Annotated in this window: 22 protein-coding genes; 16 read left to right on the top strand and 6 right to left on the bottom strand. The window is 40.9% G+C overall.

Annotated features, from left to right (window positions below; translation table 11 throughout):
- Positions 1–83: 83 nt before the first annotated feature.
- From acrR to ACGF5R_RS02925, 4 genes are all read left to right on the top strand, one after another.
- On the top strand, positions 84–725 hold the full coding sequence (gene acrR / locus ACGF5R_RS02940; RefSeq protein WP_112877946.1) for a multidrug efflux transporter transcriptional repressor AcrR: 642 nt from the start codon (positions 84–86) through the stop codon (positions 723–725).
- A gap of 280 nt (positions 726–1,005) precedes the next feature.
- Positions 1,006–1,680, top strand: a complete 675-nt coding sequence (locus ACGF5R_RS02935; RefSeq protein WP_112877947.1) for an energy-coupling factor ABC transporter ATP-binding protein — start codon at positions 1,006–1,008, stop codon at positions 1,678–1,680.
- Entirely contained in the window at positions 1,677–2,306 is a 630-nt protein-coding gene (locus ACGF5R_RS02930; protein ID WP_387689670.1) for an energy-coupling factor transporter transmembrane component T family protein, read from the top strand. Before ACGF5R_RS02935 ends, ACGF5R_RS02930 begins: the two co-directional genes overlap by 4 nt.
- A 40-nt stretch (positions 2,307–2,346) precedes the next feature.
- Positions 2,347–2,895 (top strand): biotin transporter BioY, encoded by a 549-nt coding sequence (locus tag ACGF5R_RS02925; protein WP_112877949.1) that lies wholly within the window; start codon positions 2,347–2,349, stop codon positions 2,893–2,895.
- Here ACGF5R_RS02925 and ACGF5R_RS02920 read toward each other — a convergent pair.
- Both ACGF5R_RS02920 and ACGF5R_RS02915 read right to left on the bottom strand, forming a co-directional pair.
- The gene (locus ACGF5R_RS02920; RefSeq protein ID WP_112877950.1) at positions 2,892–3,797 is read right to left on the bottom strand and encodes a DMT family transporter; all 906 of its coding nucleotides are present in this window, start codon (positions 3,795–3,797) and stop codon (positions 2,892–2,894) included. The two genes, ACGF5R_RS02925 and ACGF5R_RS02920, sit on opposite strands and share 4 nt — an antisense overlap.
- 31 nt (positions 3,798–3,828) lie before the next feature.
- On the bottom strand, positions 3,829–4,593 hold the full coding sequence (locus tag ACGF5R_RS02915; RefSeq protein WP_387689668.1) for a hypothetical protein: 765 nt from the start codon (positions 4,591–4,593) through the stop codon (positions 3,829–3,831).
- Positions 4,594–4,716: 123 nt separating this feature from the next.
- Between ACGF5R_RS02915 and ACGF5R_RS02910 the strand changes: the two genes are divergently transcribed.
- Positions 4,717–5,154, top strand: a complete 438-nt coding sequence (locus ACGF5R_RS02910) for a DUF1284 domain-containing protein (protein WP_387689667.1) — start codon at positions 4,717–4,719, stop codon at positions 5,152–5,154.
- Between the two features lie 129 nt (positions 5,155–5,283).
- Here ACGF5R_RS02910 and rsmS read toward each other — a convergent pair whose 3' ends face one another.
- A complete protein-coding gene (rsmS, locus tag ACGF5R_RS02905) occupies positions 5,284–5,451 on the bottom strand; it encodes a pleiotropic regulatory protein RsmS (protein WP_074524823.1) in 168 nt (55 codons plus the stop codon).
- A 22-nt stretch (positions 5,452–5,473) separates the two neighbouring features.
- A complete protein-coding gene (gene priC, locus ACGF5R_RS02900; protein WP_112877953.1) occupies positions 5,474–6,016 on the bottom strand; it encodes a primosomal replication protein PriC in 543 nt (180 codons plus the stop codon).
- A 143-nt stretch (positions 6,017–6,159) separates the two neighbouring features.
- Here priC and apt point away from each other — a divergent pair, with 143 nt between their 5' ends.
- From apt to ACGF5R_RS02850, 10 genes are all read left to right on the top strand, one after another.
- Complete coding sequence (gene apt, locus ACGF5R_RS02895; RefSeq protein ID WP_112877954.1) at positions 6,160–6,711, top strand: adenine phosphoribosyltransferase; 552 nt, start codon at positions 6,160–6,162, stop codon at positions 6,709–6,711.
- 96 nt (positions 6,712–6,807) lie between these two features.
- A complete protein-coding gene (gene dnaX, locus ACGF5R_RS02890) occupies positions 6,808–8,784 on the top strand; it encodes a DNA polymerase III subunit gamma/tau (protein WP_112877955.1) in 1,977 nt (658 codons plus the stop codon).
- A 56-nt stretch (positions 8,785–8,840) separates the two neighbouring features.
- On the top strand, positions 8,841–9,170 hold the full coding sequence (locus tag ACGF5R_RS02885; protein WP_049582543.1) for a YbaB/EbfC family nucleoid-associated protein: 330 nt from the start codon (positions 8,841–8,843) through the stop codon (positions 9,168–9,170).
- Positions 9,170–9,775 carry a recombination mediator RecR gene (gene recR / locus ACGF5R_RS02880; RefSeq protein WP_112877956.1) on the top strand — a complete coding sequence of 202 codons (606 nt, stop codon included), beginning with the start codon at positions 9,170–9,172 and terminating at the stop codon, positions 9,773–9,775. Before ACGF5R_RS02885 ends, recR begins: the two co-directional genes overlap by 1 nt.
- 256 nt (positions 9,776–10,031) lie before the next feature.
- Complete coding sequence (gene htpG, locus ACGF5R_RS02875; RefSeq protein WP_192881019.1) at positions 10,032–11,924, top strand: molecular chaperone HtpG; 1,893 nt, start codon at positions 10,032–10,034, stop codon at positions 11,922–11,924.
- 182 nt (positions 11,925–12,106) lie between these two features.
- Positions 12,107–12,751, top strand: a complete 645-nt coding sequence (gene adk, locus ACGF5R_RS02870; RefSeq protein ID WP_262981013.1) for an adenylate kinase — start codon at positions 12,107–12,109, stop codon at positions 12,749–12,751.
- 176 nt (positions 12,752–12,927) lie between these two features.
- Positions 12,928–13,905, top strand: a complete 978-nt coding sequence (gene hemH, locus ACGF5R_RS02865) for a ferrochelatase (protein ID WP_262981012.1) — start codon at positions 12,928–12,930, stop codon at positions 13,903–13,905.
- Positions 13,906–14,084: 179 nt separating this feature from the next.
- Complete coding sequence (gene wzz(fepE) / locus ACGF5R_RS02860) at positions 14,085–15,188, top strand: LPS O-antigen length regulator Wzz(fepE) (RefSeq protein ID WP_387689665.1); 1,104 nt, start codon at positions 14,085–14,087, stop codon at positions 15,186–15,188.
- A gap of 98 nt (positions 15,189–15,286) precedes the next feature.
- Entirely contained in the window at positions 15,287–16,597 is a 1,311-nt protein-coding gene (locus tag ACGF5R_RS02855; RefSeq protein ID WP_112877961.1) for an inosine/guanosine kinase, read from the top strand.
- A 1,050-nt stretch (positions 16,598–17,647) separates the two neighbouring features.
- Positions 17,648–18,259, top strand: coding sequence for a LysE family translocator (locus ACGF5R_RS02850; protein ID WP_112877962.1), 612 nt, complete (start codon positions 17,648–17,650; stop codon positions 18,257–18,259).
- 524 nt (positions 18,260–18,783) lie between these two features.
- Here ACGF5R_RS02850 and ybaL read toward each other — a convergent pair.
- Together ybaL and ACGF5R_RS02840 are read right to left on the bottom strand one after the other, a co-directional pair.
- A complete protein-coding gene (gene ybaL, locus ACGF5R_RS02845; protein ID WP_112877963.1) occupies positions 18,784–20,490 on the bottom strand; it encodes a YbaL family putative K(+) efflux transporter in 1,707 nt (568 codons plus the stop codon).
- 241 nt (positions 20,491–20,731) lie between these two features.
- Positions 20,732–21,949 carry an MFS transporter gene (locus tag ACGF5R_RS02840; protein WP_112877964.1) on the bottom strand — a complete coding sequence of 406 codons (1,218 nt, stop codon included), beginning with the start codon at positions 21,947–21,949 and terminating at the stop codon, positions 20,732–20,734.
- Positions 21,950–22,202: 253 nt separating this feature from the next.
- On the opposite strand from ACGF5R_RS02840, the gene ushA reads away from it, so the two are divergent.
- Positions 22,203–23,861, top strand: a complete 1,659-nt coding sequence (ushA, locus tag ACGF5R_RS02835; RefSeq protein WP_387689663.1) for a bifunctional UDP-sugar hydrolase/5'-nucleotidase UshA — start codon at positions 22,203–22,205, stop codon at positions 23,859–23,861.
- The last annotated feature ends 53 nt before the right edge of the window (positions 23,862–23,914 follow it).

The raw sequence follows: 23,914 nt of genomic DNA, 5'->3' as shown, positions 1-23,914 counted from the left end.
CCATTACTCCATTAACAACAGCATGCTATAATACAAACATACGTGAATGTATGTAAATCCATTTTAGGTTAAAATTAGAGTGTATGGCACGAAAAACTAAACAACAGGCTGAGGAGACCCGGCAGCAGATTATAGACGCAGCTATAAAAGAGTTTTCTGAGCGCGGTGTCTCGGCTACTTCACTGACAGATATTGCCACAACGGCTGGAGTAACCCGAGGGGCAATCTACTGGCACTTTAAAAATAAAGTAGACCTGTTTTCCGAAGCTTGTAAAATAACAGATTCTAAGATTGACGAATTAGAGAAAGAGTATCAAGCAAAATATCCTAATAATCCACTCCTGATTTTAAGAACGTTAATCATCCATATCCTGACGTCGGTCACTGATGATCCGAAAAACCGGCTATTAATGGAGATTTTTTTCCACAAATGTGAGTTTGTTGGTGAAATGTCTGCCTTGGTGGAAGTCCGTCAGGAGCTGTGTGTTGCAGATTATGTTCGTATTGAAGCATCTCTTTCCGGCTGTATTGCGTCAGGTCAGCTTCCTTATAATCTTCATCTACGGCGAGCGGCTATCATGTTAAGAGGATTGATAACGGGCTTATTGGAAAATTGGCTATTTGCACCAGATAGTTTTGATATTCAGAAGGAAGCCGAGTCGTTAGTGGATAGTTTTATCGATATGCTTAAATATAGTGAGCATATGAAAGTCACTGAAAAATGAAGAACTAGAATATAGAGGAAAATTAAGGTGAATTCTATTTTGGTAATTGCTAACAATGTGGCTAATGGCAAAAAGTCATTATCTTATGCTCTTTGTTTATCTGCTGTTATATAAGAGATTAGACTGAGAAACTGAGCTGAAATTATTTCTAATATCAGATACTGTTGCCGGTTTTGTTAAGGAAGAGACTGAAGACAGGCTGTAGCCTAAGGTAAATGCTGAAGATTTTGACTGTGTAAAATGTACTGATTCTTTTCGGAAAGAGAACGGATAACCATCTATGTTGGAAATACGAAATGTGACGCATGCCTATGGCGAGCGAGTAATATTGAAAGAATTAAATTTGCAGCTTAAGGAAAAACGCATTGCCATCATAGGTAGTAATGGTTGCGGCAAAAGTACATTCGCACGCCTTCTTAATGGATTGTTGGTACCGAAAAGTGGTGATGTTTTGGTGGATGGTCTGAATACTAGAACGGAAGGTAAAGCGATCCGACGTAAGGTTGGTTTCGTATTTCAGAATCCTGACAATCAGATCGTTTTTCCAGTCGTTGAGGAAGATTTAGCCTTTGGCATGAAAAATCTCGGGTTTACCAAGGATAAGATTCGACAAAGAACTCAGGAGGCCCTTTCACGCTATGATTTACTTCAATTTAGGGAGCATCCTGCCCATCTTTTAAGTGGTGGTCAGAAACAACTCCTTGCGATTTCCGGTGTTCTTGTGATGGAGCCCGATTACATTATTTTCGATGAGCCTACAACCTTGCTGGATTTACGAAATAAGCGCCGTGTTGCCGAAGCAATCGATAACTTATCTCAAACTGTGATTGTAGTTTCTCATGACCTTGATTTTCTAGTGGGATTTGATCGTGTTCTGGTTTTTGATGAGGGTCGTGTCGTTGTTGATGACATCCCCTCTATTGCTATCCCTGAATACGTAAGGATGATGTTATGAGCCTGTCTGGATATAATCCTGGTTCATCATTTGTGCATCGAGTTAGTCCTGGGCTTAAAATTATTTCTTTGCTCATTCTCGGAACATTGCTTTTCGTTATTCCACGTATCGATCTTTCTGCTGCGGCATTGGCGGGAATCGTACTTTTATACTTGTTAGCCAAAATCTCATTAAAAACTGCTTGGATGCAATTACGGCCGGCGTTATGGATCTTCGCGCTTATTTTCATAGTCCAATTGTTTTTACACCACTGGACCACAGGTGTACTTGTAATAGTTCGTCTTACCTCTCTTTTATTGCTGGCCTCGCTGGTCACTCTCACTACTCGCTCTTCTGATATGATCGACGCATTGGAAAAGGGTCTTGGGTGGTTGTACTATCTTGGCATCAATCCTGGAAAAGTGAGTTTGGCTCTATCGCTTGCTTTGCGGTTTATCCCTGTTCTGGCGTCAATTACAGAAGAAGTGCGGGAGGTGCAGAAAGCAAGAGGCCTTGATAAGAGTGTCATTGCAATTGCAGTTCCTGTTATTGTGCGGATGCTCAAAATGGCAGACGATATTTCTGCCGCTATTGAAGCTAGGTCCTATGATCCAGAATTTGACAGAAATAAATCAAGCAGCAAGTAAAACAGAGGTTGTGGCTTTATCGAAAAGAAAGGGGGATTAAATGTCTACCAAAGATATTGTTTATATAGCACTATTTGCCTCTTTAACCGTAGCACTGGGTTTATTTCCGCCACTGACACTTCCCGTTGTGGGCGTTCCGATAACAGCGCAGTCAATGGGAGCAATGCTTGCTGGTGCCATTATTGGTGCGAAACGGGGTGGATTAGCATTGTTGCTCTTTTGTGTGTTTGTTTCCGTTGGATTACCGGTAATGTCTGGAGGGCGGGGAGGATTGAGTGTATTTCTCAGTCCAAGTGGTGGCTTTATTTTGGCATGGCCGATTGCCGCTTTTGTTATCGGCTATTTGTATGAGAAAAATCTTGCAAAACTGAATATCTTTAAAGAAGCTGTATTTCTTGTCTTTGGTGGAATTATGGTTGTTTATGTAATTGGTATCCCGTGGATTGCTGTATTTGCTAATATCAGCACCTGGCAAGCAGCCGTAGGTTCAATTGGGTTCATACCGGGAGATATTATTAAAATCGTACTGGTTATTTTGATTGCGAAAACGGTTCGTCGGGCTTACCCCACTCTTGAACCGCGTTCTTAAGTGTCAGTTTTTGTCGTGGGTTGATGTTTGTTTGTGATTACCCAATAGTTACCGCTAAGTGTCATCATTGTGCCAATTATGGCCCAAATGGTTGGACGATAGCCTTCTGTAACGCTGGAGATCGTTAAGGCTACGAGTGGAACGAGAAGCATGGTATAAGCTCCTCGTTCAGCCCCCAAGCGACCAACAACGGCAAAGTAAGTTGTATACCCAATTACCGAAGGAAACAGGATCAAATAGAATAGAGATGTTACATAGGCTGGTGATAGATCAAAATCAAACGCTTGCTTGGTCAAAAAGGCGTAGCTGAGCAAGAATATGGTGCCATATCCCATAGAAATCCCGGTCATTGGCAGAACAGTGACACCTTTTCTCTGTAACTGAACTGCGGAAATGTTAGCAAATGAGAATGTCAGGGTTGCTGCGATTGCGTAACCGAATCCTGTCCAATTCCATTCATTATTTAAAAATTCTGGACTAAAGACTAAAATTATCCCAGTTAGCCCAACTACAGCGCCTACCAGCACTGACCATGAAATCGATTGCCGTAGGAAGAGAATTGCGTTTATAGAGTTGAATAATATGACTGAAGAGTAGGTGAGGGCGATTAAACCGGTGGTGATCAAGGCCGCCGCTTTGTAAATCAGCAAGAATGCGATAGCGAATCCGAATGCTCCAAGTGCGGCAAAAGAGAGGTGCTCACGCCAGGTGTGTTTGAGCCTTTCCCGTGAAATTATAGCAAGCAGAAGCAGCAGTACCGATGCACACCCAAAACGGTAAATCAGGGATATTACAGGTGAAATATCGGTCAATTGCAGTTTTGCGGCATACCACGATGTTCCCCCGGTGATAATCGTCACAGCATATAGAATGGCGGTAGAGTAAGAAAAGGTAGTCTTCATGTTTAGATTCCAAGAATCTTACTGAAATATATTACGACCATAAGATCAACGTTTTCTCATTTAATACACCGATGAAGGAGCCTGTTGCAATTCGATTGCTGCTCGCAGGCAGGACAATATGAGGGTTGCTCGTGTTGAAAATGACGACAGAGCCAATTTGAGGTCGAAAAGTGAAAGATTCACAATCAACCAATAGGGAACTATCATATGGTTTGTATGTTTTATCAACCACAGTGCTCTTGAATGGTTGATTATAGATCACGGTTTCTCCTCCCTGAGAGGGAGACAAAACATAGAGGTTCCAAGCAAGCTGAGTCGATATATCCCCGACAACTAAATTTCCTTTCGTAAAAGTAGGTGCGTAGTCCACATGTAGATCCGAGCCACCGGAGATAATCCGGGTGATACCGGCAAAATAGGGGCCAAACCCCGGTTCTTCTGCGACTGAAATGCTGAAATTTGTATCGTGATTGATGTATCGTATAAGTCGAGCAACGGGATCAAAAGCTTGATGAGTAATTTGGGTGCGATTTTGCTCAGCTGCGCTAACTTGAGCAAAATATTGCTCTTTTGGCCGATCACGGTAATGAGCGAGTGGATTTCCCAAATAACACCCCGGTCTTCCAAATTCATATGGCTTTGCCTTCATGCTCAGTATTGCAGACGAAAGCTGTTCTGTTTCTTCTGTCGTTGCAAAATCATCTATCATTGCTGCTGGAATCTTGTTATCTATGATTGCCTGCAAGCTCTCTGATGATAATTTGACAAGCTCGTTTGATACCCACCGTGACGACATAATAGTCGATTCCTAGCCGATTTTCTTTATATTAGAAAAATTGATCTATTGATGGTCAGTATCAATCATATAGCATTGATTGTATAAAAATGCAACACTTGATCACATTCAGGAGCGTAACTCATGACAATATCCCTGAGAGGTCATCACCTCTTGTGTATTCTTACCTATGCGGGCAACGGATACTCCCCTAGTTTTGTTGAAAACTACAATAGGATTATTCCTCGAATTCGGGGCGAAGATATCTTGATTGTGGCAGGACCGGATGACATATGTATTCCTTTGCTTGGAGAAGATGAACCTCATTGTTTTGGCAAGAGTGTTATTATCCGGGATAGTCGAGCTTTGGAAGCTGTTGGTTCTCTTATGGGCCGACCAATTGAGATAGGTCATACGCTGAGGCTTGATGAAACCTATTTAAAACAGGCGCGATGGGCTTTCAATCGTGGGATCATAAGATCTGCTTGTATAGGCTGTGAATGGGAACCGCTTTGCACTCGAATTGCTGCTGATGATTATTCTTCAACGTTTCTTAAACGAAATAGTGGAAAGAGCGAGTGACGATATAAAGCCGTTTGAAATTTAGCAAAGGCTGATATTGATATGAATGTATGATCACATACTTAAGACAAACGTGAATCTTTTATAGTATCGATCAAGATATCTATTAAGGTGTTTGAAGTAAATCGTTCAATATTCCTTCGTCGACTGTGATTGCTTCGCTAATTTTGCTTGATAGTCGTGTTTGACTATTTCCAGTGCGGCGAGTGCGATTTCAGGAGCGATTTCATTGCATTCCAGTAAATAGATCAGATCAACAGCAAGTTGAACTTCGGGTGGTGCGTGTTCGACTGACATAAAGCATTCCTCATCTGAATCGTTAATCCATGTTCTCTTTGTATTCGATTGATTTTTCAATTCGCGTCAGAGATTGACGGCAACGTGCTAGTCTTCCGGCTAATGCCGCGATTTCTTTCTGTATTTTTTGTTGATGATTAAGTGTAGTTTGTTGATTCAATTTTAGCTCTCTATCATTGATCATTGCGAGCAGGCGGCGTTCATAATCCTGATGTTCAGCCAGTTTGTGATACAGGTCAGTAGTTTGTTGTTTATGTTCAAATCGGTTCTCTTTTTTTCTCAATGACTGGGTAGACAATTCACGCCTTAATGCTTCTATTTGGGCAACTAAGCGTTCAGTCAGAAATGCGACCTGTTCGGTTCGGTGATCCTGCACACACTCTTTGAGTTGTTCCATGTTGTGCCTGACTTCTTGTAGATAACCACGGAGTTTATCGCTGTGTCGGTTAAATAAAGCCTGATCAAACCGGGCAGTAGAGAATGGTGTGTCTGCTAATGGTGCTATCTCTTCCGCCAGTATATCGACCTGTTTTTCGAGTAAATTTAATAACGGCTGCGTATTCATTTATACCTTAAAATGGTTATTCCTTGCGAAGCAGAATTAATCTGGGACGACAAAAAGTAGGCTGGTGCGTGTTCATTAGTTGATTTTTTCTATCAGTTTGAATAGATTTTAGCACCTTCGTGTTCTACTCATTGGCACCGATTATGACCGCAAATGCGCAGCAACTGCAATTTATTAAAGACAGTATTGAAACTATTCCTGATTATCCAAAACCAGGGGTTCTTTTTCGTGATATTACCACTTTATTGGATAACCCTCTTGCCTACCAGGCAACAATTGATCTTCTGGTGGAGCGATATCAGGACAAAGGCATCACAAAAATAGTTGGCACTGAAGCTCGCGGTTTTCTGTTTGGAGCCCCGGTTGCGTTACGCCTTGGTGTTGGTTTTATTCCTGTTCGTAAAGCGGGCAAACTACCTCGGGAAACATTGAGTGAAACGTACAATCTGGAGTATGGCACTGATACGTTGGAAATGCATAAGGATAGCGTAAGAGAAAATGATAAGGTGCTGGTTATTGATGATTTGCTGGCAACGGGTGGTACGGTTGAAGCCACTGTTCGTTTAATCCGTCGTTTAGGTGGTGAGGTTTCTGAAGCGGCTTTTATTATTGGTTTGCTTGGCTTAGGTGGTGTTGAGCGCCTGCAAAGACAAGGTGTAAGTAGTTTTACTCTACTTGAATTCCCAGATCATTAATCTGCTTATTTTTGTATTACTAACATATCGGCCTCGCTGTCTGTAGTGAGGCTGTGTTAGCATGATACCCAACTGTATTCGATTTTTCCGGTATCAATGAGCTATCAGGTACTTGCCCGTAAGTGGCGCCCACAAATATTTTCTGATGTAATTGGCCAGGAATATGTCCTGACTGCGTTAGCTAATGGTCTTGCCCATGGCCGGCTTCATCACGCTTATTTATTTTCTGGCACTAGAGGTGTTGGGAAAACAACGATCGCCCGTTTGTTTGCTAAGGGGCTAAATTGTGAAACAGGTATTACTGATAAGCCTTGTGGTAAATGTGTTAATTGCCTTGAAATTGAACAGGGGCGATTTGTCGATTTAATTGAAATTGATGCGGCTTCCCGTACTAAAGTTGAAGATACGCGCGAATTGCTAGATAACGTGCAATATGCTCCGGCTCGTGGGCGTTTTAAAGTCTACCTGATTGATGAAGTCCACATGCTTTCCCGCCACAGTTTCAATGCATTATTGAAAACGTTGGAAGAGCCGCCTGAGCATGTGAAGTTTTTACTGGCAACGACTGATCCGCAAAAATTGCCAGTGACTATTCTTTCCCGTTGCTTGCAATTCCATCTCAAATCGCTGGATATTGGTCAAATAAGCGCTCAGCTTGAGCGTATTCTTAAAGCTGAACATATAGAGAGTGATAACCGCGCTCGTCAGCTATTGGCTCGTGCTGCTGATGGCAGCATGCGTGATGCATTGAGTCTGACAGATCAGGCTATTGCTATCGGACAAGGCTTGGTGACGACTGAAATAGTCAGCTTGATGCTAGGAACTTTAGATGATGAACAGCCGTTATCAATTATTGAAGCATTGATTCGAGCTGACGGTCAGCAGGTTATGGCATTGGTGGAACAAGTCGCTTCACGGGGGGCTGATTGGGAGGATTTGTTAGTAGAAATTCTTGCATTGCTGCATCGTATTGCAATGCTCCAGCTGTTACCTTCTCAGCCAGAAATCGCTTCTTCATCAATTGAAGGCCGTTTGCGGATATTGGCAAAAGCTGTTTCACCGGAAGATTTGCAACTTTATTATCAAACTTTGCTGATTGGTCGTAGGGACTTACCGTATGCACCGGAGCGCAGGATGGGCGTTGAAATGACGCTGTTCAGAGCCTTGGCATTTCATCCGAAAACAGTTATTGAAGAGGTTGCGGCACCGGTAGTACATCCTGCGGTTATACCATCAGTTACAGCACAGCCGAAACATAGTGATCAGGGAGATGTGCCACCTGCTAATTATATTAATGAACCGGCACAATTGGATAGAACTGCTCAGTCGGAACCCCAGATACCTCAGGCGCTTGCATCAAGCCCAACAGCGCAGTTGCTGAAAGCAAGGAATGTGTTATCCCGACAGCAAGAGCAAACGTCGACAAAAAAACCTGAATCAGCTACGCCTGTTAAGATGAAGTCAGCAACTTCAGCATTGGAACGGTTTGCCGCAGTGTCAGGACAGCGACCTCAGTCATCAATAGATAAAAAACAGGAAAACAAGTCTGAGAAAAAAGAAGCTTACCGTTGGCGTGCCAAGAATATTGAGGAGAAAACAGAAACTCATGTGGCCACACCAAAGGCTTTAAGAACAGCTTTGGAACATGAGAAAACACCAGAACTGGCAGAGAAATTAACGGAAGAATCTAAACAGAGAGATGCATGGGCCGCAGAAGTTGGTAAACTTAAAATTCCTAAACTAGTGCAGCAATTGGCATTAAATGCATTCAAAGAACAGGTTAGTGAAAATAATATCCGTTTACATTTGCGTTCGAGCCAGCGTCACCTTAATTCCGCTTTCACACAAAAGTCATTAGCGGAGGCTTTAAGCGAGTTGTACGGCGTAACAGTTGAATTCAGTATTATTGAAGATGATAATCCTGCGGAGAAAACTCCGCTGGAGTGGCGACAAGCCATTTATGAAGAGAAATTGGCACAAGCTCGCCAATCAATTATTGCGGATAAAACTATTCAAACATTGCGGCAGGTATTTGATGCTGAATTGGATGAAGACAGTATCCGACCGGTTTAACCATGCTGCGATCTGTACCTTGTTGTACGATGTAGCCATAGCGAAGAGAGAAATCTATGTTTGGTAAAGGTGGTTTGGGCAATTTGATGAAACAGGCCCAGCAAATGCAGGACAAAATGCAGAAAATGCAAGAAGAGATCGCCAATCTAGAAGTGACGGGGGAATCGGGAGCAGGTCTGGTTAAAGTGACTATCAATGGTGCTCATAATTGCCGTCGTGTTGAGATCGATCCAAGCCTGATGGAAGATGACAAAGAGATGTTGGAAGACCTGATTGCTGCCGCATTCAATGACGCAGCCCGTCGTATTGAAGAAACTCAGAAAGAGAAAATGGCAGGCATTTCCAGTGGGATGCAATTGCCGCCAGGCTTTAAGATGCCATTCTGATGCAAACCAGTCCTCTCCTTGAATCCTTGATGGAAGCATTACGCTGTTTGCCAGGGGTTGGCCCTAAGTCTGCACAGCGGATGGCTTTTCATCTGCTACAGCGTGATCGCAGTGGTGGAATGCGTTTGGCTCAGGCATTGACCAGAGCAATGTCAGAAATTGGACACTGCAAATATTGCCGGACTTTTACCGAACAGGAACAGTGCGCGATTTGTGCTAATCCACGCCGTCAACAAAATGGTCAAATCTGTGTGGTTGAAAGTCCAGCGGATATTCATGCTATTGAACAAACTGGGCAGTTTGCCGGGAGTTACTTTGTATTGATGGGGCATTTATCCCCATTAGATGGCATTGGTCCAATGGATATTGGTTTAGATCGTTTTGAGGATCGTCTCTCCACTGAGGAGATTTCAGAGGTGATTCTGGCGACTAATCCAACAGTGGAGGGAGAGGCCACTGCCAATTATATCGCAGAGATATGCTTTCAGTATGGTGTAACAGCAAGCCGTATTGCTCATGGTGTGCCGGTGGGTGGTGAACTTGAGATGGTAGATGGTACAACATTGTCCCATTCACTTGCTGGACGGCAGAAGATTACTTATTAATCTTCTGTTAATGCCTTACGGTTTTGTCGAGTTGTGACCGAATAGTGTTGTAGTCTGGTTAGAGCAAGTCGTAAAGGTTTTGAGGCGCTACATTCTATGTGGCGCATGCCTTTTAATCCATTTTGCTATGAGCAAAAGTTACTTCATAATTCTTTTGGATAATCAAACTTGAAATTCAACTTATTTATCCCCATCTGCATATTATCGTCTGATTTTGTCTGTCTGAACTGGATTTAGATTGAGGTAATAAATGAGTATGAAAGGTCAGGAAACCCGTGGATTTCAGTCTGAAGTAAAACAACTTCTGCAATTAATGATCCATTCACTCTATTCCAATAAAGAGATTTTCCTTCGTGAACTAATCTCAAACGCTTCCGATGCTGCTGACAAATTACGTTTCCGCGCATTATCTGTTCCAAAACTTTATGAAAATGATGGTGAACTACGCGTTCGTCTTTCTTTTGATAAAGAAAAGAGAAGCATTACGATTAGTGATAATGGCATTGGTATGACTCGTGATGAAGTTATTGATAATCTTGGAACAATCGCTAAATCAGGAACAAAAGCTTTTCTGGAATCTATTGGTTCAGATCAGGCTAAAGACAGCCAGTTAATTGGTCAGTTTGGTGTTGGGTTTTACTCTGCATTTATTGTGTCTGATAAAGTCACTGTACGTACTCGTGCTGCCGGCGCTTCAATTGATCAGGGCGTATTCTGGGAATCTGCTGGTGAAGGCGATTACACGATTGCCGATATTGAAAAAGAAACCCGTGGTACAGAGATCACCCTTCATTTACGTGAAGGAGAAGATGAATTCCTGAATGACTGGCGTTTGCGTTCTGTTATCAGTAAATACTCTGACCATATTGCCTTGCCGGTTGAAATTGAAACCAAAAATAAGAGCGAAGAAGAGGGTGAAGAGGATACAGTAACTTGGGAGAAGATTAATAAAGCTCAAGCTTTATGGACTCGTGGTAAATCTGAAATTACAGATGATGAGTATAAAGAGTTCTACAAACATATTTCTCATGATTTTACTGATCCGCTGATCTGGAGCCATAACCGCGTAGAAGGTAAACAGGAATATACTAGCATGCTCTATATTCCATCTCAGGCTCCGTGGGATATGTGGAACCGTGAGCATAAGCACGGGCTGAAATTGTATGTCCAGCGTGTGTTTATTATGGATGATGCGGAACAGTTTATGCCGAACTATTTACGCTTTGTCCGTGGTTTGATTGACTCCAACGACTTGCCACTGAACGTTTCCCGTGAAATTTTACAAGATAATTCTATTACCCGTAATTTACGTAATGCATTGACCAAACGTGCATTACAGATGCTGGATAAACTGGCGAAAGATGATGCAGAAAAGTACCAGCAATTCTGGCAACAGTTTGGTCTGGTAATGAAAGAAGGCCCGGCAGAGGATAGTACCAACAAAGAAGCTATCGCTAAATTGCTACGTTTTGCTTCTACTCATAATGACAGCTCGGCACAAACAGTTTCTCTGGAAGAGTATGTTAGTAGGATGACGGAAGGTCAGGATAAGATTTACTACATCACCGCAGACAGTTATGCTGCGGCGAAAAACAGTCCTCATCTGGAGTTGTTCCGTAAGAAAGGTATTGAAGTTCTGTTACTGTCAGATCGCATTGATGAATGGATGATGGGATACCTCACTGATTTTGATGGTAAAAAATTCCAGTCAGTCAGTAAAGCCGATGAATCCCTGGATGAACTGGCAGATGAAAACAAAGCCGAACAGGAAGAAATTGAAAAGCAGCTGGAGCCGTTTGTTGAGCGTGTAAAAACATTGCTTGGCGATCGAGTAAAAGAGGTTAAATTGACTCACCGTCTGACTGATACTCCAGCAATTGTCACAACAAATGTGGATGAAATGAGCACGCAGATGGCGAAATTGTTTGCTGCGGCTGGTCAACAGGTGCCGGACGTTAAGTACAATTTTGAGCTGAATCCTGATCATCAGTTGGTAAAACTGGCTGCTGATATCAGTGATGAAGTTCAATTCGCGGATTGGATTGAACTGTTGCTTGATCAGGCATTGTTTGCTGAGCGTGGCACGTTGGAAGACCCAAATCAGTTTATTCGCCGTATGAATCAGCTATTGTTGTCTGAGAAAGCTTGATTTAATCATTTTTTTGTGACGATTGGAAACCACGCCTCCGATAATGAGATGGGGCGTGGTTTATTTTTACAGAAAAATATCACGAAATCGTTTACCTGTTTCCTTGAGCGAACCCCATGCTAAATGGTATGGTGGCTCGTTTTCTCAAAATATAAAAACTAACTAGCAAGGGGATTTACGCAATGCGTATCATTCTGCTGGGCGCTCCGGGCGCCGGTAAAGGGACTCAGGCGCAATTTATCGTGGAGAAATATGGGATCCCTCAAATTTCTACTGGTGATATGTTGCGTACTGCGGTTAAGGCTGGCACAGAATTGGGTTTAAAAGCAAAAGCGCTGATGGATCATGGTAAGCTGGTTACTGATGAACTGGTTATTGCTTTGGTCAAAGAGCGCATCAAACAAGATGACTGCCGCAATGGTTTCTTGCTGGATGGGTTCCCCCGTACTATCCCCCAGGCTGATGCAATGAAAGAAGCGGGTATTAATGTTGATTATGTCTTGGAATTCGATGTTCCCGATGAACTCATTATTGAACGTATCATTGGGCGCCGTATACATGCGCCATCTGGCCGTGTTTATCACATTAAATTTAATCCGCCAGCAGTGGAAAACAAGGATAATGTTACGGGTGAAGAGCTGACTGTTCGTAAAGACGATCACGAAGATATCGTGCGTAAACGTTTAGTTGAATACCATCAACAGACAGCACCTTTAGTGTCCTACTATCAAAAAGAAGCAGAGGCAGATTATACCAAATATTTTAGAATTGATGGTACTCGTAAGGTATCTGAGATTAGTGAAGAATTATCTAAAATTTTGGATTAATCAACCTGAATGATTCTTAGAGGGCGACTAATAAGTCGCCTTATCCTATATTATTTATTTACTGTATCAGGTAAATTAGTCGATTTTTCCTCATTGTTTTCGTAGATAAACATGATTTTCATCTGTATTTTATTATGCTAGGGTTTTCACTAGCGAAACAATGAAGGATCGACATAATGAACAACGGTAAATTTGGTGTTTTATTAGTTAATCTCGGCACTCCTGATAAACCGACAACTGCGGCTATAAGACGTTATTTAGCTGAGTTTCTTAGCGATAAAAGAGTCATAGATTTATCTCGATTTATCTGGAAGCCAATATTATATGGTTTTGTTTTGCCTTTCCGCTCCTCACGTGTAGCAAAGTTATACCAGAAAATTTGGACTGATGAAGGTTCTCCTCTGTTAGTATATGGCCGTCGGCAACAGAAATTACTGGCAGAAAGACTTGCTGACATACCTGTTGAACTGGGAATGAATTACGGTTCTCCATCTCTTGAACAAGCGATTGACAACTTACTTAAGCAGAATGTTGAGCAGCTGATTGTTTTACCACTTTATCCCCAATATTCTGGTTCCTCATCTGCGGCTGTATTTGATGGTGTTAGTCTGGTATTGCAAAAATACCGAACTATTCCTGGGATTCACTTTATTCGTAGTTATGCTGATCATCCGGCTTATATTTCTGCATTGAAAGAAACTATTGAGCAGAGTTTCGATAAGCATGGTCAACCAGACAGATTATTGCTTTCCTATCATGGCATTCCGCAGCGTTTTGTTGATACGGGCGATATTTATGCTGAGCAGTGTAAGTTAACAACACGATTGCTAAAGCAAGCAATTAATTATCCGGCAGAGCAGGTAATGATGGCTTATCAATCACGTTTTGGTCGTGAGCAATGGTTGACACCATACGTAGATCAAACGATGCAAACTCTACCTAATCAGGGAATAAAACATATTCAGGTACTTTGCCCTGGTTTTTCGTCTGATTGTCTGGAAACGCTGGAAGAGATAAAACAGCTAAATAAAGAGATGTTTCTTAATGCAGGTGGGGAAAAATTTGAATATATTCCGGCGCTTAACGACAACGCTAGTCATATTTTACTACTTGAAGAGTTGGTCAACAGGTTTGTCAGAAACAGGAATGAATAGTGATAGGATTAATCTATCATTAGGGTTCATTGGCTTTTTAAGGTATATTGCTACACAGATACCAGCCTAGTGGAACTGCCATACTTGTTTCAGAGTAAATGGGAATTAACCTATAGGCTTAGTGGGATGATGTTTTGTATATCAATTAGTAACAGCATATTTGGATTTGGATATAAATAATGAGTAATAAACCGATTAAAGACACTAATTTCAGTGAAGAATATTTTAATTATTACAATTCAAAACAAGATGATGAAATTGATTTGTTTGAGTTATTCTCTGTTTTATTTCAATCAAAGTTATTGATTATCACTATTACTATCCTTTTTGCTGTTATTGGCTTTGTAGCAGCATCTTTGATGCCACAAAAGTGGAGCAGTTCGGCTTCTATTGTTAAGCCTCAACTTGAAGAGATACAACCACTTAGAGATCTCCTGACTAAGTTAGAGGTTTTAAGTTTACAACCATCAGTAACTTCATCGTCACTGTATAATAATTTTTTAAATAATTTTAATTCACGGGTTTTGCGTGAAGAATATCTGGTTAATACAGAATATTTTAAAAATCTGATGGCTGAATCAGGTGATCATTCACCATTTGCAAAAAGAAAACTTATTGAAAAGATTGTGAATGATAATATTTCATCTTCTTCAAAAGCGGAAAAAGATGATGAAAATGGTGAAACTAAATTGACTTTCAGTGCCGGAACCGCAGAAGATGCATATAATCTGTTAAATGGCTATATTGACTATGCGTCGTCTGTTGTCCATGAACAGGTGAAGAGTGAATTAAGTGATATAGTAAAACAAAAGCTTAATTACTCTGAAGGTTTATATAACGTTGATTTAAACCGTGTGAATAATATACAGGAAGCTAATATTGAGCGATTGAAACATGCATTATCTATCGCTAATTCGGCAGGAATTAAAAAGCCTATTTCCAGTGAAGGAGCAATGATCAAAGACGATCCAGATTATTCCATTGCTTTGGGGGCTGATGCATTACAACGTAAGTTGCAAATTACAGAGGAGATAAAAGATCCCACCTTGATTGATGCTGACTTACGTAACCGTTTGTTCTATATAGAACAGCTGAAAGCACTTAAAGTAGATAAAGTTAACTTCCAACCATTTAGATATATGCAGGCTCCTTATGAGCCGACAGCGAAAGATTCACCGAAGCGTCTACTTATCTTAATAGGCAGTGCTTTTCTTGGGCTGATCTTGGCTGTGGTGTCTGTTCTAATTCGTCATATGGTACGTAGTCGTCAGCAAGCGGCTTAAGTTTTCCTTGGCAGTAAATGTCGTAGTGACATTTGCTGCCTGTCAGTTTTTATTGTGCTAATATGCTGCACCTTTTGGCGTTATAGCATCAATCAAAAATGAAATTCCCTGGTAAACGTAAATCAAAACACTATTTTCCCGTCAGTCTGCGTGATCCTTTACTCCAGCCAATTAAAGAGATGATGGATGGTGAGAATAACCGAGCTTATATCGTTGGTATCGATCAGACATTAGTGGATATTGAGGCGAAAGTAGATGAAGATTTTATCCAGCGCTATAACCTCAGCCAAGGGCATTCATTAGTTATTGAAGATGATGTAGCTGAAACCCTGTATAAAGAACTTACTGATAATAATCTTATTAGCCACGAATTTGCTGGTGGCACTATTGGTAATACTTTACATAATTACTCAGTTCTTGCCGATGATCGTTCCGTCTTACTGGGTACTATGTGTAGTAATATTCAGATTGGCAGTTATGCTTACCGCTACTTATGTAACACGTCTAGCCGTACTGATCTGAACTATTTACAGGGAGTGAACGGGGCAATTGGTCGCTGTTTTACGTTAGTAACGGAAAATGGTGAGCGGACTTTTGCCATCAGTCCTGGGCAAATGAATCAACTTAAACCGGAAAGTATTCCTGAGAAGATTATTGCTGAAGCTTCTGCTTTGGTATTAACTGCTTACTTGATTCGTTGTAAATCGGGAGAACTAATGCCAGAAGCAACCATGAAAGCTATCGAATATGCGAAAAAGCATAGTGTACCTGTGGTTCTGACGCTAGGGACGAAATATGTTATTGCTGATGATCCACAATGGTGGCGTGATTTTCTGGTTGAGAATATTTCTGTTCTGGCAATGAATGAAGATGAAGCTTATGAGCTTACTGGTTTCAGTGATCCACTATTGGCTTCGGATATGGCACTAGATTGGGTTGATTTAGTTTTGTGTACCGCAGGTCCGGCTGGATTATATATGGCAGGTTATACGGAAAAAGATTATATGCGTCAGACAACCCATCCATTGTTACCGGGTGCTATTGCTGAATTTAACCGTTATGAGTTCAGCCGTGCTATGCGTAAATCTGATTGCCAAATCCCGATGAAAGTTTATTCCCATATTGAACCTTATATGGGGGGGCCAGAAAAAATCATGAATACCAATGGGGCAGGTGATGGTGCTTTATCTGCTTTGCTGCATGATATAACGGCCAACAATCACCACAGAATGAATGTGCCTAATTCCAGTAAACATATCCGTACTTATCTAACATATTCATCACTTGCTCAGGTATGTAAATATGCCAACAGAGTTAGCTATCAGGTATTGAGTCAGCATTCCCCACGATTAAGCCGTGGTTTGCCCGAAAAAGAAGATAGTTTGGAAGAATCTTACTGGGAACGATAATTTTAAAATTTCGGCACCGTGTAAATTAATGAGGTGCCGAAGTTTAGCTATAAAATCATTTATTAAGATTATAAATGGTAGTTAGAGTTTATTTTATTGACAGTAATGATATTTCGTCTAATTTATAAAAGGCAAAGTATTTTATTCTTATTTATATATCTGTTTAAATAAATTCAAATAACATTTAAAAATGTCCTAGAATAGAATATTTATATCACTCAGATAGCAATAATATGAAAATAAAATTTTATATTTGTTTTTTATATTTAACTTATATTGTTGTTTTTTATATAAAAATTGCGTGTGACGGCGCATTTCTAATATAGCTAGATACTGCTAAAATCACCAATCCGGTTCATGCTGATTTGATTATGTACCTAATTTTTCTGTTTATTGTAATAGGGATTAGCTAAAGGAAGAATTTGGACTAAAATCACAATTTTTAAAAATCTTGGAACTGATTTCTCAATTGTTGATTTTACTAATTATAATCAAGATGATTAGCTAGAGAATACTCCTTTATTAGTAATATACTGAAATGATACTAGCTGTGTATTGAAATGATATTCTTTATATATTGAAATGATATCGGCCATATATAGAAATGATATTAGTTATATATGGATTGGAGCTGCTATATTTTAGGAGTATTCCCGAGGTTAATACGGAATTTCATATTTTTTGTATAGTATTGAAATGTAGATTAGTGTTTTATGATGCTAATTTAGATAGCGAAACTTTGGCGATGATTGATAACTCAGAAGGATCATTTAGTGAAATAGTTTTTGTTTTCTGTAATTATTTTATTTTGTTGCCTATATTAGGAAAGGTTTTTTGTATATTTTATTACTGAATTGGAGTTATTGAGATTACTAACATTGAGAGAAAAGACGAACCTAATAGCTATTAAGTGAAAGTAATGGTATTTAATGACCGTAACTTATTATTGTTAATTTAAAGAGATGGGGGGTGTGATGAAATTTTTTACTGAAAATTTCCTATTATATTTCAAATAATTAATTATTATGTATAACAGCCACTGAGGATACTATGAATAGTTACTACGATTATATAAGAATTGCCAGTATGGTGAGTATGGTCTTAATTATGCCGGGACCAACAAATACTCTTTTGGTATCATCTGGATATTCACATGGTTTTATTAGTACACTCAGGCTGATATTAGCTGAGGCATTGGGTTATATAACAGCAATTAGTTTGTGGGGGTTATTTTTATCTACAGTCTCTCATGCTTTCGTATGGTCACTGGTCGTCTTAAAGATGTGTGCTTCGACATACATTGCTTATCTAGCTTTTAAAGTTTGGCATTTCTCATTAGACAAGAATGTAGTAAAAATCCATTTTATCACGGTATTATTTGCCACATTGCTGAATCCTAAGGCTTTTGTGTTTGCTACATATATATTTCCTCTTACTGCATTTACTTTGTGGTCAGAATACATTCCATGCATGACGGTTTTTGTTTGTGCGTTATTACCCGTTTCCCTGATTTGGGTGGGGGTTGGGAAAATGCTATATGTAGGAAAGTTCGGAAAAGGAATTTTAAAACCCGATTTGTTTTATCGTCTTGCTTCTTTAGTGTTATGTGTTTTCTCTGTTTCAATGTTTTACACGTCAATGAAAGGTGTTTTATATCTTTGACATAATCGGATGTTTGATATTGCGCCCTCCCGACTGATTGGCTTTTTCATTAATAGTCTCATTAAGCTAATAGTGGTTGAAGGTAGCTTGGATTGTATAGAGTTTCCTTGTTGTAACTAGGTAAATACCATGATCATGTTAAGTAATGCATGGTATTTACCCTCCCTATTAATAAAAAAATATTTACCTCAATGGGTTGCTGAATCTTGTTTTGAATGGGCTAAGGATTAATTGATAATTCGATTGATTTTTGTTGTATATACCCGTCATCTTTCAAGTTGCCTCTTTGTTGGCTGCACTCACTCACCCCGGTCACATCGTTATCTATGCTCCCGGGGATTCGCTCCCTTGCCGTCGCGATGCATCTTGAAATCCATAGGGTATAGAATTGAGTAAAGCAATACTTCAACTGAAAGTTTTGTTCCCTCTGAACCGTTCTTATCACTGATACTTAAGTGATAAGAACGGTTCATGATCCCTACTCGGTAAGGAATAGGGAATGATTCCATCAGCAGTCGCTTTCCTCAAAGTAATGGCGAAAAAGGCGATGCTGGAGGTGGTTCAATCGGATAGCTTTGCTCACTGTTGGCGAATACAGTTGCCATTGTTTTAGCAATTTCATGCTCACCAATAATGACGTGGCTAGCTCCACGCTCTGTGATATAGGTAACTTCATCGTCATAGTCGGCTCGGACGATAATATTAATATCCGGGCGTGCTTCTCTTGCACAGGCGACAATCTCACCCGCTTCATAGCCATTAGGAATAGTTAGTAGGAGGGAGCAGGCGCAATCCAAGCGCGCCAGTGACATAATATCTTTGCTGGCAGCGTTGCCCATGACTGCACTAATACCTTGTTCACCGAGTTCCTCAAATTTGGCTCTGGTGTTTTCAATAACAACCAGAGGGATCTCTTTTTCCTGCAAGCGTTGGCATAACAAGCTGCCGACACGTCCGTAGCCGACAACGATAGTGTGGCCGCAGATATCGACAGGAATTTGCGTCTCTTCTTCCAACGTTTCTTCCAGTAACTGTTCCTCAATAGTTTCTGTTTTTTCTAGATAGCGATCCAACAGACTAAATAGAACTGGGTTTAGCATGATAGAAACAATCGCGCCAGCCAGAACAAGGTTACGGGCATTTCCATCAAGCAGACCGAGTGCAACCCCAAGGCCGGCTAGAATAAAGGCAAATTCACCGATTTGCGCCAGACTGACTGAAATCGTTAACGCGGTCCGGCGTGAGTGGCCGAACATCTTTACAAGTAACATTGCAGCGGCGGACTTACCAATAATAATGATTGCCAACGTTGCCAATATCGATAGGGGCTGTTGAATGAGGACCATTGGGTCGAACAGCATGCCAACAGAAACGAAAAATAATACGGCGAAAGCATCTCTGAGTGGCAGCGTATCTTGGGCTGCACGGTGGCTTAGTTCTGATTCGTTTAATACCATCCCGGCGAAGAACGCCCCCAGTGCGAATGAAGCATCAAACAGAGCAACGGCACCGTAAGCGATACCCAAGGCGATAACCAATACAGCAAGGGTAAATAGTTCCCTGGAGCCGGTACTAGCGGTTTTTGCCAGTACCCAAGGGATTAGACGGCGGCCAACAACAATCATCAGCAAGATAAAAGCGATAACTTTGCCGACTGTCATGGCGAGCTCCATAATTAACTGCCCGATATTGGCTTCCTTATTACCAAGAATACCGGCAGCTGCGGGCAGTAATACCAGAGTCAGCACCATCGCTAGATCTTCGACAATCAGCCAGCCAATAGCTATTTGACCTCGTTGGCTATCGATCAGTTGGCGCTCTTCTAGCGCTCGTAATAGAACAACGGTACTGGCGGTTGATAGACAGAGACCAAAGACGATACCGCTAAATAATTCCCAACCCAGTATTGCTGATAGCCCTACTCCGAGTAGTGTCGCGACCAATATTTGTGCAATAGCACCAGGGATAGCAATAGATTTTACTGCTAACAGATCTTTGAGTGAAAAATGCAGTCCGACACCAAACATCAATAAGATGACACCAATTTCTGCCAGTTCGGGGGCCAGTGATGCATCAGCGACAAAACCAGGAGTGAAAGGACCAGCGAGTACTCCCGCAGTAAGGTAACCAACCAGCGGTGAGATTTTCAGGCGTTGTGCCAGCATACCAAGCAGATAAGCGATAAAGAATCCGCCAACGATAGTGGTGATAAGTGGTGTCGAGTGCTCCATTAAGACTCCTTCTTGCTGAGGCTAGTAAATAGCATAGTGAAGAGGTAGGTGTAACTGTATTTTATAGATAATTCGAGGTAAATTCGCTAAAAAAATGAATAAAACATCAAAAAATATGGATTGAAAGGATTAAATTACCCGTAACAGGTATTTGTGTTGCTCTATTTGAATATTTATGAGGTAAATAAGCACTATTCCCACATAAAAATTAACTTTTATGTGGGATTGTATAGTGATTTTCCTAGTTCTTATCTTCTATATTAGGTAATAAAGCGGTAAATATGCCAAGTAACGGCAGAAAAGCACAAATCTGATAAACCAGTTCAATACTTGTTCTATCCGCAATATCACCAAGTACCGCTGCGCCAATACCTCCCATACCAAAAGCCAGCCCGAAAAACAGGCCGGATACCATCCCGGTTTTACCTGGAATAAGTTCCTGAGCGTATACCAGGATTGCAGAGAACGCAGATGCCAGAATCACACCAATAATCACTGATAGAATACTTGTCCAGTACAGAGAAGTGTAAGGCAGAACTAATGTAAAAGGTGCAACTCCAAGGATAGATATCCAGATAACATACTTTCTGCCGATCCTGTCACCAAGCGGTCCACCAATAATGGTTCCTGCTGCAACTGCGAATAAAAAAATAAACAGATGAAACTGGGCGCTTTGCACGGAAATGCCAAATTTGTGTATTAAGTAAAAAGTATAATAGCTACTGATACTGGTGAGATAAAAATATTTGGAAAAGATTAAGATTAGCAAAATAACCAAGGAACCTATCACGGTTTTTCTTGATAAAACTTTAATGGCAGGGCCAATTTTGGCTTGATTTTTCTTGAAATAATTCTGAGCGTTATACCATTTACTGATCTGTAGCAGCACGATGATACCCAGTAATGCTGCCAAAGAGAACCAGCCAACGTTGCCTCTGCCATAGGGAGCAATAAACAGAGCGGCTAGCAAAGGCCCAAGGGAGCTGCCAAAATTACCGCCGACTTGAAAAAGAGATTGAGCTAGTCCGTGGCGACCACCGGATGCCATACGTGCTACGCGCGACGATTCCGGGTGGAATATCGAAGAGCCTGTTCCAATTAATGCAGATGCTAATAGAATTAACGGGAAATTGTTGGCATAGGCCAGCAATAATAGACCGGATAAGGTGAAACTCATCCCAACAGGTAATGAATAGGGCTGTGGATGTTTATCAGTATAGAGACCTATCAGTGGTTGTAATAAAGAGGCGGTAATCTGATAAGTCAGGGTGATCATACCGATTTGCACAAAACTCAGGTTGAATTCTAATTGTAGTAAAGGATAAATTGCCAGAATCAGCGATTGGATCATATCGTTCAATAAGTGTGAAACACTGATTGCCCCAAGAATAGTAAAAACGGTATTCCTGGTTTTTTTGGGGTGAGATGGAACTATGGTGGTATTGCTTTGTTCGCTCATATTCGCAGCCAACCTGTCTTAATCAATAGTCAGTATATTGGTTATTTGTTGAATTTTAATACATATTAGGTAGAGAGTTGATTTTTTACTATCTTGGATATAGTTTTATAGTATTCTCGCAAAGACGAAACAAAACATGTGTTAATAACTGCATAACATAACCTGTCTCAAGAAATGATCAACTTATCCCGCCTTGTTAGCTTTAAAAGCTGTTTTTGCATGGCAATTCACTAAAAAAACATGGAGATATACCATGAAATTCTCGTTCAAGACCTCAGCTTGTGCTTTGGTTGTATCTATAGCACTACTTCCAGCAATCGCAAATGCATGGGAGAAGGATAAAACCTATAACATTACCATTTTGCACACCAATGACCATCATGGTCATTTTTGGCATAACGATTATGGTGAGTATGGTTTAGCTGCTCAAAAAACGGTAGTTGATGAAATCCGTCAGGAGGTCGTGAAAAAAGGTGGTAGTGTGTTACTACTTTCCGGCGGGGATATTAATACCGGTGTACCAGAATCTGATCTGCAAAATGCCGAACCTGATTTTAAAGGCATGAACTTGGTGGGCTATGATGCAATGGCGTTGGGTAACCATGAGTTTGATAATCCTCTGTCAATACTGCGTCAACAGGAAAAATGGGCAACTTTTCCATTTCTGGCTGCCAATATTTACCAAACAAGCACCGGCAAACGTTTGTTTAAACCTTATACTATTTTCGATAAACAGGGTGTGAAAATTGCGGTTATTGGCCTGACGACTGATGATACGGCGAAAATCGGTAACCCAGCTAATTTTCCTGATGTTGAATTTCGTGTTCCTGCGACAGAAGCCAAAATGGTTGTTGAAGAACTAAAAAGAGATGAAAAGCCAGATGTGATTATTGCAGCAACCCATATGGGGCACTATGACAACGGTAATCATGGTTCTAATGCGCCGGGTGATGTTGAAATGGCTCGCAGCTTGCCTGCGGGCTATCTGGATATGATTGTCGGTGGTCACTCACAAGATCCGGTCTGTATGTCTGCGGAAAATAAAAATTATAAGCAGATCGATTATGTGCCAGGAACCCCATGTTCGCCGGATCGTCAGAACGGTACCTGGATTGTTCAGGCTCATGAGTGGGGTAAATATGTTGGTCGTGCTGACTTCCAGTTCCGTAATGGTGAATTAAAGCTGACTCACTATCAGTTGATCCCTATTAACCTCAAAAAGAAAGTGCAGAAGGAAGATGGTTCTACTGAACGTGCTTACTACACTCATGAAATTGCACAAAACCCGGATATGTTAAAGTTGCTGATGCCTTATCAAGATAAAGGTGATAAACAACTTGGTGTAAAAGTGGGTTCTATTGAGGGTAAATTGGAAGGGGATCGAAGCAAAGTTCGTTTTGTTCAGACTAATATGGCCCATGTTGCGCTTTCTGCCATGATGGAACGCGCGGGTGCTGATTTTGCGATTATGAGTGGTGGTGGTATTCGCGATTCGATTGAATCAGGTGATATCACTTATAAAGATGTGTTGAAAGTGCATCCATTTGCCAACACATTGGTTTACGTTGATATGAAAGGCGATGAAGTCAAACAATATCTGGCGGCGATTGCTAATATGAAAGTTGACTCTGGTGCTTATGCACAGTTTGTGAATGTTAGCCTGATTGCTGATGGTAAAGGTATTAAAGAGGTAAAAATCGGTGGAAAGCCACTAGAGCCGAATAAAATTTACCGCATGGCAATGCTTGACTTTAATGCTATTGGTGGTGATGGCTATCCACGTGTTGATAATTATCCAACCTATGTCAACACCGGTTTTGTTGATGCAGAAGTTTTGAAAGACTATATCGAGAAGCATTCACCACTGAAAGCGGCTGATTATGAGCCAAAGGGTGAGATTATTTATCAATAATCCCTGACAGAATGGTAAATCGAAAGGGCGGCAATTTTGGCCGCTCTTTTGGG

It is taken from the genome of Photorhabdus sp. RM71S (assembly GCF_042879355.1).
GTDB classification, from domain to species: Bacteria; Pseudomonadota; Gammaproteobacteria; order Enterobacterales; family Enterobacteriaceae; genus Photorhabdus; species Photorhabdus kayaii.
The sequence above is the reverse complement of the archived record's forward strand: the minus strand, read 5'-3'. Positions and strand labels throughout refer to the sequence as shown.

Coding starts and splice junctions, on each gene's coding strand:
- acrR (WP_112877946.1), top strand. CDS start 84: ATGGCACGAAAAACTAAACAACAGGCTGAGGAGACCCGGCAGCAGATT.
- ACGF5R_RS02935 (WP_112877947.1), top strand. CDS start 1,006: ATGTTGGAAATACGAAATGTGACGCATGCCTATGGCGAGCGAGTAATA.
- ACGF5R_RS02930 (WP_387689670.1), top strand. CDS start 1,677: ATGAGCCTGTCTGGATATAATCCTGGTTCATCATTTGTGCATCGAGTT.
- ACGF5R_RS02925 (WP_112877949.1), top strand. CDS start 2,347: ATGTCTACCAAAGATATTGTTTATATAGCACTATTTGCCTCTTTAACC.
- ACGF5R_RS02920 (WP_112877950.1), bottom strand. CDS start 3,797: ATGAAGACTACCTTTTCTTACTCTACCGCCATTCTATATGCTGTGACG.
- ACGF5R_RS02915 (WP_387689668.1), bottom strand. CDS start 4,593: ATGTCGTCACGGTGGGTATCAAACGAGCTTGTCAAATTATCATCAGAG.
- ACGF5R_RS02910 (WP_387689667.1), top strand. CDS start 4,717: ATGACAATATCCCTGAGAGGTCATCACCTCTTGTGTATTCTTACCTAT.
- rsmS (WP_074524823.1), bottom strand. CDS start 5,451: ATGTCAGTCGAACACGCACCACCCGAAGTTCAACTTGCTGTTGATCTG.
- priC (WP_112877953.1), bottom strand. CDS start 6,016: ATGAATACGCAGCCGTTATTAAATTTACTCGAAAAACAGGTCGATATA.
- apt (WP_112877954.1), top strand. CDS start 6,160: ATGACCGCAAATGCGCAGCAACTGCAATTTATTAAAGACAGTATTGAA.
- dnaX (WP_112877955.1), top strand. CDS start 6,808: ATGAGCTATCAGGTACTTGCCCGTAAGTGGCGCCCACAAATATTTTCT.
- ACGF5R_RS02885 (WP_049582543.1), top strand. CDS start 8,841: ATGTTTGGTAAAGGTGGTTTGGGCAATTTGATGAAACAGGCCCAGCAA.
- recR (WP_112877956.1), top strand. CDS start 9,170: ATGCAAACCAGTCCTCTCCTTGAATCCTTGATGGAAGCATTACGCTGT.
- htpG (WP_192881019.1), top strand. CDS start 10,032: ATGAAAGGTCAGGAAACCCGTGGATTTCAGTCTGAAGTAAAACAACTT.
- adk (WP_262981013.1), top strand. CDS start 12,107: ATGCGTATCATTCTGCTGGGCGCTCCGGGCGCCGGTAAAGGGACTCAG.
- hemH (WP_262981012.1), top strand. CDS start 12,928: ATGAACAACGGTAAATTTGGTGTTTTATTAGTTAATCTCGGCACTCCT.
- ACGF5R_RS02855 (WP_112877961.1), top strand. CDS start 15,287: ATGAAATTCCCTGGTAAACGTAAATCAAAACACTATTTTCCCGTCAGT.
- ACGF5R_RS02850 (WP_112877962.1), top strand. CDS start 17,648: ATGAATAGTTACTACGATTATATAAGAATTGCCAGTATGGTGAGTATG.
- ybaL (WP_112877963.1), bottom strand. CDS start 20,490: ATGGAGCACTCGACACCACTTATCACCACTATCGTTGGCGGATTCTTT.
- ACGF5R_RS02840 (WP_112877964.1), bottom strand. CDS start 21,949: ATGAGCGAACAAAGCAATACCACCATAGTTCCATCTCACCCCAAAAAA.
- ushA (WP_387689663.1), top strand. CDS start 22,203: ATGAAATTCTCGTTCAAGACCTCAGCTTGTGCTTTGGTTGTATCTATA.